This is a genomic window from Nocardioides sp. NPDC006303 (genome assembly GCF_040613175.1).
Lineage (GTDB): Bacteria > Actinomycetota > Actinomycetes > Propionibacteriales > Nocardioidaceae > Nocardioides.
In genome coordinates this window covers 73,003-85,456 of record NZ_JBEXRR010000003.1, presented here as the reverse complement: position 1 = coordinate 85,456, position 12,454 = coordinate 73,003, and the positions used below count along the sequence as shown (strand labels likewise).

Below are 12,454 nucleotides of genomic sequence, written 5' to 3'. Positions count from 1 at the left end.
CAGGGGTCCGTGGATGATCGGGTTCGGGGCGAGGGCCAGGTAGGATAGATGTGAGTTGTCATCTAATTCGAGGTGAGTGATGAGCCGCGTCTCCCAAGCCCAAGCGACCGAGAATCGTAGGCGCGCCGTCGCGGCGGCGTCCCAGCTCTTCCGGGAGCGCGGAGCAAACGGCATCAGCGTCGCCGAGCTGATGAGCTCTATCGGGCTGACCACCGGCGGCTTCTACAAGCAGTTCTCCTCCAAGGACGCCCTCGTCGCGGAGGCGATCGAGGTCGCGTTCGGTGACCTCGATCGCCTGCTGGCGGGGTTCGACTCCATGCACGAGGATCACGACGCCTCGCGGCGCGCTCTCGTCGACTTCTACCTGTCGGCCGAACACCGGGACGAGCCCGGCACAGGCTGTCCGACCGCCGGATTCGCGGGCGACGTGGCGCGCGAGCCTGCGGCCGGTGGTGTGCGCGCGACCTATGCGGTGGGGGTCGAGAGGTTCGCCGAGTGGATGGCGGCGGATGGCGACGACGGTCTTCCGGTGGTCGCCAGCCTGGTCGGAGCGATCCTGCTTGCCCGGGCCACGGCCGGCACGGAGCTGTCGGAACGAATCCTGGAGTCGACTCACAAAGCCCTGGCATCCGACGGCTGAGGGCCTCCGGGTGGGTGGCTCACTGGAGGTCCGCGGGCAACCGAGTGGGGCCGGCCGCGATGGGGTCACGCGTCGCGCTTGCGGCGCCGCGAGGGGGTCGAGCCGGCAGGCCCGTACGACCTGGTCGTCGGGTACGCGCCCCTGCTCGCGTCAAGCATCGACCAGCATCTGTTTGGCCGTTGACACGCCAGCTGCAGCCAAATTAGTGTTCCGCATTGTGAACCGAACGGTCCGCACTGAGGTCCCTCTCGATGAGGGAGTATCGATGCTCGACGGACCATGGGCCGCCAGGAGGATGCAGTGAGCATATTCACCGACGTGGAGAACCGGCGGGTCGATTCGTCCATCGCCGAGGCGCGTCCGCCAATCGAGGCGGAGATCGCGAAGGTTTCTGACCTCGTAGCACTCCGCCAGCGATGGTCCCTGTTGACAGCCGTCCCTGTGCTCGCGACGAGCCGTGACGAGGGCGTCGACAACTCCTGGGGTGGGCTGGATGTCCGCACCCTCGTTCGTGGGGAGCAGAGTGCAGGGAGATTCGCATACCACTCCGTCGTCCTCGAGCCTGGGGCCGAACTAGCTGCCCACTACCATGAGGACGCGCATAGTTATGTCTTGGTCGTCGACGGTGAGGTCGAAGTCGGCATCGGGTCGACGGTCGAGAAGGCCGGAAAGCACGCTCTCGCCTACTCGCCGCCGCTGACGCGGCAGAGTTTCCGCAACTCCTCGGGCAAGCCGGTGACGCTCGCCGTTGTGCACTCGCCGGCCGGCAGCGATCGAGCGTTCGCGGCCGCACGCGAGATCCAAATCCGCGAGGCGGCCGACGGTGACGGTGAGACGATCAACACGGCACTTGCGGCGCATGGCATTCGCTTCGACGACGAAGTTCTCCCCAATGACGGCCTCACGAACACTGACCTCGAACCACTCGACTTTCAGTTCACCGGACACGGCGATCTGGAACGCCTGCGAGCTGCTTTCCTTGCACGGCCCCCGGTCCCCAGGCTGATCATCTCGACCCCGGACGAGTACGACGCCGAGACCGAGGGTGTCACGCGACGGAAGGAGTTGATCAACGGAGACGTCACCGGAGGCACCGCTATGGTCAATCTCCTGTCCGGACCGCCCGGCATGGGAGCGCCCCCGCACCACCAGCCAACCGAAGAGGAGTTCTTCTTCATCACCGGCGGCGTGCTGAGCATGGTGTGCGCGACGGAGAGCGTTGACCTCCAGGCTGGTGGCTTTGCATTCTGCCCCCGAAATTGCACGCACGGCTTTCTCAACAAACAGGACCGTTCCACGCAGTTCGTGACGCTGAACTCCCCGGCGGGCCACGAACGAGCCATGGCGGAAGTCCGCCGGCGGATGGCGGAGGGGGCCACGCCGGCGGAGCTGCACGACCTCTCTGTCGCGGGCGGCTTCGTGTTCCACGACCCGGAGGCGCTCGCCTGATGCGGATCGTCGTCTACGGAGACCAGCGTCGTCTGGGAGCCATTCAGGATCATCGCATCCTTGATCTGGGCAAAGCAGCTGACAGTGATCCGGCGTGCCGAGGGGTCTTCGCCTCCCTCTTGACGCTTATCGAATCCGGCGAAAGAGGGCTCGACATGGTCGGGGAGCTCCTGGAGAGATTCGAGGGATCGGATCGCCCGGACCTGCATGTCGAGCTGGAGAACGCGCACCTTCACGCGCCGTTTCCCGGCCGCCGCTTGGCCTTTGCCGGCAGCAACAACCCGGACCACGTGGCCGCTGCACTGGTCAACCACGGCCAGGACGTCACGGCAGCGGAGATTCGAGAGCGAACACGACGTGGTCCAGCGGGAGGATTCTGGGTCGTTTCACCGCCGGTCGGTCCGGGATCCGAAGTGACTGTTCCCAGAGGATCTGATGGCTACTTCGACTACGAGGGCGAAGTAGCCATCGTCTTGGCGCGTGGTGGCAAACGGATCGCGGCGGAAGACTGGCGGGACCACGTCTGGGGCACGACCCTCGTCATCGACTGGTCGGTTCGAGGGCGAACGCTTGCGGAGAGCAAGCGACCCTTCTACGCCCATAAGATCTTCGATGGATCCACATCGCTCGGACCCTGGATATCCGTGGGTGAGGTGGATCCGCTCGACTGCAGTGTTGAAACCAGGGTCAACGGCGACCTGCGACAGAAGTTCAACTCCGGCGACATGATCCATACGTACGGGGAACTGCTCGAGCAGATGTCGGAGGATCTCACTCTGCTGCCCGGAGACCTCCTCGGCGGAGGCACCGGCGCCGGCACAGCGGTCGACTCGACTCGTCCTGCCGCCGACGGCACGCTCCCATTGGATCGCTTTCTCAAGCCCGGCGATCGGGTCGAGGTCAGCGCTGCTCGTCTGGGCACGTTGATGGCTCGCGTCGTCGGTGACCAGCTGTCCTGATCAAGATTCGAAGCCGTTGAGGCGGCTTCTATGGCCCAGACGACTTCTTGTGCTCGGTGCGCTCGCGTGGCGCGATCGTCTGGATGAGTACCCCGCCGGTCTGTTGACACGATTCCGTCGCCGACGGCTCGGCGTGCTGCGGGGTCTCCGAGCAAGGGCGCACGCCATTGCACTGGCGTCGGCAAGTGTCTCTGCGCGAGCGCCCGGTGTCATTCGCGCAAAAGCCGGTCCGTTCTGACGGATGCCTGCGGCGGCCGAGGTTCCGTCGGCCTGCTGTACGCCGCTGGTACCAACATGCGCGCGAGGCGTGATGCACCTCGGTGGCGCCGCGCCTCCGCTCGACCGCAGAAGCGCGCCTCTCAGTGCACCCCGCCGCAGGCTCCGAGGTATGTGTTGACAGTCACATATGATCCCGGTAACGTCCCTCTATGTGAGCCGGTCGGACCGTAATACGGACCAAGGCTTGGGGTGACCGACTCGCACATACGTGGCAACAGAGAGCAGGGGACCAAGTGCGAACAGTTGAGACCGATGTTCTGATCGTCGGCGCCGGACCTGCAGGCCTTGCCGCCACGGCGCTTCTTGCGCGGCACGGCGTCGAGAGCATCACTGTCACCCGCCATCCATCTACCGCGCCAGAGCCTCGAGCCACCATCACCAATCAGCGCACAGCGGAGGTCCTTCGCGACCTTGGCATCGAAGAACGCTGGAATGATGTCGGCATCCGGCTGCCGGAGATGGGGTACAGCGTCATGGCTACGACGTTCGCCGGCCGTGAACTGTTCCGATACCGCACCTATGGCAACGGTGATCGCATGGCCGACTATGCCGCCGCGAGCCCCTGCGTCGGCTACGACGCCCCGCAGCACCTGTTCGAACCGATCCTCCTGGAGACCGCGCTCGACTTCGGTGCTGATGTGCGGTTCTCCAACGAGCTGCTGACGATAGATCAGTCCACGGACTCGGTGCGAGCGGTCGTTCGTGACCTCAACTCTGGTGAAGAGTACGAAATCCGAGCCAAGTACGCGATCGGCGCAGACGGTGCCCGTTCGCGAGTCGCCACCGAGCTCGACTTTCCTTTCGAGGGTGAGGCAGGGCTTCGGCACATGACCAACCTCTGGATCGAAGCCGACCTCTCCAAGTACACCGAACACCGACCGGCAGCCATCTACGTGATGATCCAACCGGGCGGCTACTCCTACGTGGGCAGCGGCATGGCGCTCTGCATCCGCAAGTGGGGCGAATGGGTGATGTCGTTCCAGTACGACCCGACCGGCGGGGAGCCCGACCTGTCCGACGAGGCGGTTATCGACTACGTCCGCAGCATGGTCGGCGACCCTGACCTGGAGGTCAAGGTCAAGTCGACCAGCAAATGGCAGGTGAACCAGATCGTCGCGACGCGCTATCGACGTGGGCGCGTGTTCCTTGCCGGAGATGCTGCGCACCGGCATCCCCCTGTCGGAGGGCTGGGGGCGAACACCTCTATCCAAGACTCGTGGAACCTCGCCTGGAAGCTCGCCCTCGTGCTTTCTGGGCGCGCGGGCGACGAGCTCCTGGACAGCTATCACGACGAGCGCCAGCCGGTCGGTCATGACGTGGTCGAACGAGCGATCATCGGCATGCACAACCAGATGCCGATGATCGACGCGCTCGGTCTGCGCCCGGGGCAGTCGGTCGAGGAGGGTTGGGCGGCGCTGGACGAGCTGGCGTCGGACGACGACGGTGCCGAAGATCGACGTCGCCAACTCACCGAGGCGATGTCTCTCCAGCAGTATCGATCAAACGCCTTGGGCGTGGAGTTGGGTCATCGGTACACCTCGGGTGCGGTGGTCGATGATGGCACTCCATTCCCGGAGTACACGCGGGACCCGTTGCTGTATTACCACCCGACGACTCATCCGGGTGGCTATCTGCCGCATGCGTGGATCGAGCACGAGCGGCGTCAGATCTCGACTCTCGATCTGGCCGGTCACGGGCGGTTCTGTCTGATCGTGGGTATTGGGGGAGAGCCGTGGGCTGAGGCGGCGGCGGAGGTGAGTGAGGAGTTGGGTGTGGAGCTCCCGGTCTACAGCGTGGGTTATCGGTGTGAGTATGACGACGTGGTCGGTGATTGGGCCCGGTTGCGGGAGGTCAGTGACCGTGGGGCGTTGCTGGTGCGTCCTGACCGGGTGATCGGATGGCGTGCTGCTGATCGTTCTGAGTCCCCGGCTGCCGAGCTGCGCGCTGCCCTCCACCACATCCTCGCCAGAGGTCTCGGCAAGACGACCGAATCGTTCGCCTCAAGCCGACTCGCCGGTGCAACGGACAACTAAGGAACAGCTAGTGAAGATCATTGAAGTCCATGTTCTGGTCGTGGGTGCTGGAGTAACTGGTCTGATTCTTTCGGTCGCACTTGCGGACCACCGAGTCAACGCATTGACGATCGCCAAGCACCCCGGCACGGCACCCCAGCCTCGCGCTCACATCACCAACCAGCGCGCGGTTGAAGTGCTTCGGGACCTGGGGCTCGAGGAGGCGGTCAAGGAGGTCGCGGTCCCCCTCTCGCAGATGAATCACAACGTCCTCGCCACCAGCTTCGCGGGTCGAGAACTGTACCGCTACCAGGCGTACGGGACGGGACACCGGACAGCGGACTACCACGCCTCGAGCCCGTGTCCGCCGTTGAACGCACCGCAGCACGTTCTCGAGCCTGTACTCCTCGACGCCGCGCGGAAACGAGGTGCGGATGTCCGGTTCTCCAACGAGTTGCTCGAGGTCGCCGAAACTGAAAACGGTGTGGTGGCCCGATGCCGTGATGTCGACACCGGCGAGCAGTACGAGGTGCATGCGCGGTACGTGGTCGGTGCAGACGGAGGGCGGTCGCGCGTCGCGGAGCAGTTCGGTTTCGAGTTCGAGGGCCAAGCCGGCCTACGACACATGGTCAACGCGTGGATCGAGACCGACCTCACGCAATACACAGCTCACCGGCCGGGCGTCATCTACACGCTGATGCAGCCTGGTAGCGACTCACCGGTCGGGTCAGGCACGTTCGTCTGCGTACGCCCATGGGACGACTGGATGCTGGTGCGTGAATACGACCCGTCAACAGGGGACCCCGACACCTCCGACGAAGCGATCACCTTCGCCGTGCGCACCCTCGTCGGTGACGACGAGCTTGCCGTTCGGGTGAAGGGCATCAGCAAGTGGGAGGTCAACCAGCTCGTGGCCACGACCTACCGCCATGGTCGTGCGTTCATCGCCGGGGACGCTGCCCATCGCCACCCTCCCTCGGGCGGTCTCGGAAGCAACACCTGCATCCAGGACGCCTGGAACCTCGCTTGGAAGTTGGCGTTCGTCACCTCAGGGCGCGCCGCGGAGGACCTGCTCGACAGCTACGAACAGGAGCGCCAGCCTGTCGGTGCCGACATCGTCGAGCGGGCCATCACAAACCTGATGAACCAAGTCCCCACCATCGAAGCTCTGGGCCTGCGTCGGGACCAGTCCACGGCGGAGGGTTGGGCGTCGCTGAACCAGCTGACGTCCGACGAGGACGGAGCTGAGGAGAGGCGTGAGCGTCTTCGTGATGCTCTGTTCCTCCACAACTACCGCTCGAATGCGCAGGGTGTGGAGTTGGGTCATCGGTACACCTCGGGTGCGGTGGTCGATGATGGCACTCCATTCCCGGAGTACACGCGGGACCCGTTGCTGTATTACCACCCGACGACTCATCCGGGTGGCTATCTGCCGCATGCGTGGATCGAGCACGAGCGGCGTCAGATCTCGACTCTCGATCTGGCCGGTCACGGGCGGTTCTGTCTGATCGTGGGTATTGGGGGAGAGCCGTGGGCTGAGGCGGCGGCGGAGGTGAGTGAGGAGTTGGGTGTGGAGCTCCCGGTCTACAGCGTGGGTTATCGGTGTGAGTATGACGACGTGGTCGGTGATTGGGCCCGGTTGCGGGAGGTCAGTGACCGTGGGGCGTTGCTGGTGCGTCCTGACCGGGTGATCGGATGGCGTGCTGCTGATCGTTCTGAGTCCCCGGCTGCCGAGCTGCGCGCTGCCCTCCACCACATCCTCGCCACTGGCGCGAAAGTCGTTCAGTCGGAGAAGGAAAGTGCGGTCACGAGCCAGTAGCCGAAAAAGTCCGATGCGCTGGCGACACAGGCGGCGCCGGGCGAGACGGCATTCCCGATCGTGGACGCGATTATGCGGCGTATGCCTGCATCTCCCGAGCAGAGGACATCATGGACTTCGAATACGCGCCCCACGTCGTCGAGCTGCAGAAGCGGCTAGAAGACTTCATGGCTGAACACATCTACCCGAACGAGGCGATCCATTTCGAGCAAGCGGAGGCGGCCGGACCGTACGGGCATGCTGCGATCATCGACGAGCTGAAGCCGAGGGCTCGCGCGTCAGGACTGTGGAACCTGTTTCTGCCACAGAGCCAGGGAGGAAGCGGACTCGACAATCTGGGCTACGCGCCACTCTGCGAGATCATGGGCCGCTCCCTGATGGCTCCGGAGGTCTTCAACTGCGCAGCGCCAGACACCGGGAACATGGAGGTGCTTGCCCGTTTTGGCACTGAAGAGCAGAAGGCGCGCTGGCTGGAGCCTCTGCTCGATGGCGAGATCAGGTCCGCGTTTGCGATGACCGAGCCGTCTGTCGCATCCAGCGACGCGACCAATATCGAGACCTCGATCGTCCGCGACGGCGATGAGTACGTCATCAACGGCCGCAAGTGGTTCACGACGAACGCAACCGATCCACGGTGCCGCGTCATGATCGTGATGGGCAAGTCAGCACCGGACTCCCCGGATCGCCACGCGCAGCAGTCCATGATCCTCGTGCCGGCGGACACCCCCGGTGTCGACGTCATTCGACCCTTGCCGATCTTCGGGTACGTCGGAACTCTCGACAAGGCATCGGAGGTCCAGTTCACGGACGTGCGAGTACCTGCTACCAACATCCTGCTGGGTGAGGGCCGAGGGTTCGAGATCGCACAAGGGCGTCTCGGTCCCGGCCGCATCCATCACTGCATGCGTCTGATCGGTCTCGCCGAGCGGATGCTGGAAAGACTGTGCAGGCGAGTAGAGCTGAGGGCGCCGTTTGGACAGCCGTTGTCCGCGCAGACGGTGACCCTAGAACGCATCGCCGAGTCTCGGATGATGATCGAGCAGGCACGCCTGCTCACCCTCAAGGCCGCCTGGGCCATGGACCGATTCGGCAACAAGGTCGCGCGGTCGGAGATCGCGTTGATCAAGGTGGTCGCTCCCAACATGGCGACGCGCGTCATCGACTGGGCGTTGCAAGCGTTCGGCGGCGCTGGGGTGACCAATGACTACGGACTTGCGGCTGCCTATGTGACTGCCCGCTATCTCCGCCTGGCTGACGGCCCAGACGAGGTCCATCGCAACCAGATCGCTCGACTGGAGCTACGCCGTCAACAGTCCATCGATGTTTCTCGCACAGGCGCATGGGCTGAGGTCATCGACCTTGAAGCAGCGACTCGCGCCGGGGCAGCCACTCGTGCTCGCTACGCCGAGGCGTAGGGCGACCAGAACGGAGTTCAGGAGCGTTGCGAATGAAGAAGATCCAGCTGTCCGGCGCTGATATCGCTGTAAGCGATCAGGGACGGGGTGAGACTCCGGTTGTCCTGCTGCACGGTTTCCTGTGCAGCTCAGACATGTGGCGTCACCAGGTTGCCGAGCTCGCCAGCACGACCCGGACCCTGACCCTGGACTTTCCTGGGCATGGGGAGTCACGGGCTCTGACGACGGACTACCCGTTCACCGAGGACGGTTTCGCCGACCTGACTGCCTCGTTGTTGGAGAGGCTGGGAATCTCATCGGCTGTGCTCGTGGGGTTCTCGATGGGCGGCGGCGTGGCCCTCAATGTCGCCGCCCGATATCCGCGGCTCGTCGCCGGATTGTTCCTGGCAGACGTCGGTGGGGGTTCTGTTGACGTGGAAGAACATCGAGCGTCGATGCATCGCGTCGCGGACCGCATCGACAACGGCGAGTTCAGCGCGGCCGTTGAGGACTTTCTCGTGTCTCCGACGTTCGTGGACTACGTGAACCGCAGCGCCGATTGCCGCTCCCACATGGAAACGATGATGCTCGGTTGCGACCCTTCGCGTATCTCGAGCGTGCTGCGTGGTGTGCTCGCGGGGCGGGCGCCGATCAGCGAGCGGCCCGTGGAGGACATCAAGGTTCCTACTCATGTCTTGGTAGGTGCCCTGGACCAGCAATGCCGCCTTCCGGCGTCGGAGTTGTTCAACCGGATCCCTGGCGCGGCGTTCACGTCCCTCGCGGACGCTGGACATATGACCCCTGTCGAAGAGCCTGAAGCGTTCACGGGCGAGCTCCGGCAGTTTCTTCGGCGGATGTGAGCACGCCGAACGGCACGCGAAAGGTGCATCGATACCACTGGTGACTGCCGGTGGTGCCAAGCGCGCCTGCGCCAATCCTTCCATCGCCGCCGTGTCGCATCCGAGTCGATGTGACCCTTGACACGTTCCACATTCGCTCGTAGCGTCCCTGTATGTGAACCATATGGTCCGCATGGTGGTTCACTGAAGCGCATCAGCGCTCCTGGGACAGTGCCCGCTATCGCGATCCCGCTATGTGTCTGTGGGCAGTTCAAAAACTCTCCAAATCTGTCGGCCAAGCGAGCCGGCTCGTCCGAGAAAGTGGGTTGTCATGATCCGTCGAGTAGTCACTGGTCACAAAGAGGGCAAGGCTGTCGTTCTGAGCGACGGTGTTCCGCCTCGGACGCACATCTTCGAGGCGATGCGCGGGATGGCGTCGTCCTTTGCCTGGGCTGAGCCTGCGAGGCCGCGAATTCTGACGAATGGTGTCGCCGACACGGTCGACACAGACACGCCGATGATCCCGAAGGCGGGGGAGACCCGCCTGGTCCTCCTCCAGATCCCGCCGGACTCCTGGGCTCTGCGTGACGACTTCGATGCCGCGGCGGCGGGAGAAGAGTTCGTACGCCTCCACCCCGAGATGGCAGCCGCTCAAGAGCCGGACAGTCCCGGTATGCATCGGACCGACTCGATCGACTACATCATCGTCCTCGACGGGGAGATCCACCTCGAGGTGGACGACCAGCAGGAGGTGCTTCTCAAGGAGCACGACGTCGTGGTCCAGCTGGGTGCGCGGCACGCCTGGCGAAACAAGGCGGACAAGCCGGCCCTGCTGGCAGTCGTCCTCGTCGGCGCTGAGCGCGAGGCCTGACGCCGACTGTTGGCGGCCTGTCTCGCGCGGTTTCGCGCGGGCCGCATCGATTGACAGCCGCTCATGAACCCGGATATCGTCCCTCTATATGAACCGTGTGGACCGCATAGCGGTTCAACTCACCGGGTCGTCCGGTTGTTGGCGGGGAATGTCATGGAGTGAAAGGCCAAGCTTGTGGCAAAAACAGTCACCGAACACGTGCACTTGACCGTCGATGCCGGCCTGGCTGTGCTCGAGTTACGCCGCCCCGAAAAGCGGAACGCAGTCACCGCCGAGATGTGGGAGGCGATCGTCGACCTCCTTGCCGAGGCGGCGGCCTTGCAGCACGTACGCGTGCTGGCCATCCAGGGAAGTGGTGGCGTCTTCTGTGCCGGCGCAGACCTTTCGGCGGTGAAGACCTCTACCGGCGAGGTGTCGATTCAGTACCGCGAACTGGCCGTCCGAGCGCTCAGCGCGATCGCGAGCTTCCCGGCCCCAAGTGTGGCCGTCATCGACGGGGCTTGCGTCGGAGGCGGATGCAGCATCGCCCTGGCCTGTGACCTGCGATTCGCTACGCCGGAGTCCTTCTTCCGTGTGCCGGCGGTGCGCCACGGGATCGTGTACGACGAAGCCTCGATGGATCGGCTGATCCAGCTCCTTGGCCCGAGTCGAGCAGCACACTTCATGTGCACCGCCGCCACCCTCAGTGGAGACCAGGCTCACCACGCCGGCTTGGTGGACGAGTGCACGGACCGACTCGACATCCCCCTGGAGCAGTTCGTCGCCGAAGTCGCGCAGGGCGACTGGCACACCGTCGCGAGGACTCGTGCACTCCTGCGGAAGCTCGCGGATTCCCCGGCCGCCGTGAGTGCGTACTAGCTGTTGCGCACAGCGCCTGAGAACTGTCCCTGTCATCGCTTTCAGAACAGACCCAGTCAATGAGGATGCCCTTCCGTGATCGACCAACACTTTGACCGCCTCCCGCTTGCTGGAATCAAGGTCGTAGACCTGACTCGAGCGCTCGCCGGGCCTTTCTGCACAGCCCTGCTCGGCGATCTGGGTGCGGAGGTCATCAAGGTAGAAGGGCTTCCTGGTGGAGACGTCACACGCATCTGGCCGCCCTATGGCGACGACGATGCCTCGCTCTACTACCTGAGCACCAATCGAAATAAGCGATCCATCGCCCTCGACATGCGCCGGCCAGAGTCCAAGGCGATCCTGGGGCGACTGGTGGCGGACGCGGACGTCTTGGTAGAGAACTTCCGTCCAGGCGTCTTGGCCAAGCTCGATCTGGACCTGGAGACCCTCAAGTCCACGCGGCCCGACCTCGTCATCTCCAGCATCTCAGGATTCGGCGAGATCGGCCCGATGCGACGGGATGCCGGGCTTGACCAGATCGCCCAGGGCATGTCCGGGCTGATGTCGGTCACGGGCGCCGGGGATCAGACACCGATGCGAGTCGGCGTGCCGATCTCGGACATGGTGGCTGGGATGTTCTCAGCTCTGGGCATCGTGGCATCACTGGTCGGCCGCAGCCGGAACCAGCGGGCCGTGCGCATCAACACGTCGCTTCTCGAGAGCGCGCTCGTCCTGATGTCGTTTCAGGCGCAGCGCTATCTCTCCGTGGGAGAGGTGCCTGAAGCGCAGGGCAACGACCATCCGATCATCTCTCCATATGGAACGTTTCAAGCGGCGGATGGCAGCATGAACGTGGCGGTAGGGACCGACGCCCAGTGGCGTGTGCTGTGCGACATCCTCGGCGCCCCTGATCTGTCAATGCGTCCGGAGTACCTCACCCCGGCTCTCAGAACTGCGAATCGAGACGCACTCGCCGCCGAACTGAATGACCTGTTTGGTAAGCGCTCGATTCATGCGTGGCTCAAAGAGCTGCGGGCGGCAGGAGTGCCGAGTGGGCCCATCTATACGATGGACCAGGTCTTCGGAGACGCACAGGTCCAGGCTCTCGAGATGGTTCAGACCGTCGCTCAAGGCGAGCGAGAAAGCCGACTCCTGCGAGGTCCGATCTGGACGGATGGTCGGTTCCTCCCCATCCGCCACCACCCGCCCGTCCTTGGTGAGCACACCGTTGAGGTCCTTGCCGCTGCCGGCTACTCCGAGGGCGAGATCGCGCGGCTTCTGACCGAAGGTTGCGCCCTACAGGCCTAGTCAGGCGCAACAGGACGTCAGTGACGCCCACGTGTGTGGATATCGCC

10 protein-coding genes are annotated in these 12,454 nt (G+C 64.2%); all 10 read left to right on the top strand.

All coding sequences use genetic code 11. The features are described from left to right. Positions 1-79: 79 nt before the first annotated feature. Positions 80-640, top strand: a complete 561-nt coding sequence (locus tag ABZY89_RS03505; RefSeq protein WP_355224673.1) for a TetR/AcrR family transcriptional regulator — start codon at positions 80-82, stop codon at positions 638-640. Between the two features lie 300 nt (positions 641-940). Continuing rightward, on the top strand, positions 941-2,089 hold the full coding sequence (locus tag ABZY89_RS03500; protein ID WP_355224671.1) for a cupin domain-containing protein: 1,149 nt from the start codon (positions 941-943) through the stop codon (positions 2,087-2,089). Beyond that, complete coding sequence (locus tag ABZY89_RS03495) at positions 2,089-3,048, top strand: fumarylacetoacetate hydrolase family protein (protein WP_355224669.1); 960 nt, start codon at positions 2,089-2,091, stop codon at positions 3,046-3,048. Before ABZY89_RS03500 ends, ABZY89_RS03495 begins: the two co-directional genes overlap by 1 nt. Positions 3,049-3,560: 512 nt before the next feature. Then, positions 3,561-5,360: an FAD-dependent monooxygenase gene (locus tag ABZY89_RS03490; RefSeq protein WP_355224667.1), complete on the top strand. Its 1,800-nt coding sequence runs from the start codon at positions 3,561-3,563 to the stop codon at positions 5,358-5,360. Positions 5,361-5,370: 10 nt separating this feature from the next. Next, positions 5,371-7,158 (top strand): FAD-dependent monooxygenase, encoded by a 1,788-nt coding sequence (locus ABZY89_RS03485; protein WP_355224665.1) that lies wholly within the window; start codon positions 5,371-5,373, stop codon positions 7,156-7,158. A 110-nt stretch (positions 7,159-7,268) separates the two neighbouring features. Continuing rightward, entirely contained in the window at positions 7,269-8,573 is a 1,305-nt protein-coding gene (locus ABZY89_RS03480) for an acyl-CoA dehydrogenase family protein (protein WP_355224664.1), read from the top strand. Positions 8,574-8,605: 32 nt separating this feature from the next. Continuing rightward, positions 8,606-9,412: an alpha/beta fold hydrolase gene (locus ABZY89_RS03475; protein ID WP_355224663.1), complete on the top strand. Its 807-nt coding sequence runs from the start codon at positions 8,606-8,608 to the stop codon at positions 9,410-9,412. Positions 9,413-9,908: 496 nt separating this feature from the next. Then, positions 9,909-10,262: a cupin domain-containing protein gene (locus tag ABZY89_RS03470; RefSeq protein ID WP_355224661.1), complete on the top strand. Its 354-nt coding sequence runs from the start codon at positions 9,909-9,911 to the stop codon at positions 10,260-10,262. A gap of 198 nt (positions 10,263-10,460) precedes the next feature. Beyond that, positions 10,461-11,120: an enoyl-CoA hydratase/isomerase family protein gene (locus ABZY89_RS03465; RefSeq protein ID WP_355224660.1), complete on the top strand. Its 660-nt coding sequence runs from the start codon at positions 10,461-10,463 to the stop codon at positions 11,118-11,120. A 75-nt stretch (positions 11,121-11,195) separates the two neighbouring features. Then, the gene (locus ABZY89_RS03460) at positions 11,196-12,407 is read left to right on the top strand and encodes a CaiB/BaiF CoA-transferase family protein (protein WP_355224658.1); all 1,212 of its coding nucleotides are present in this window, start codon (positions 11,196-11,198) and stop codon (positions 12,405-12,407) included. The last annotated feature ends 47 nt before the right edge of the window (positions 12,408-12,454 follow it).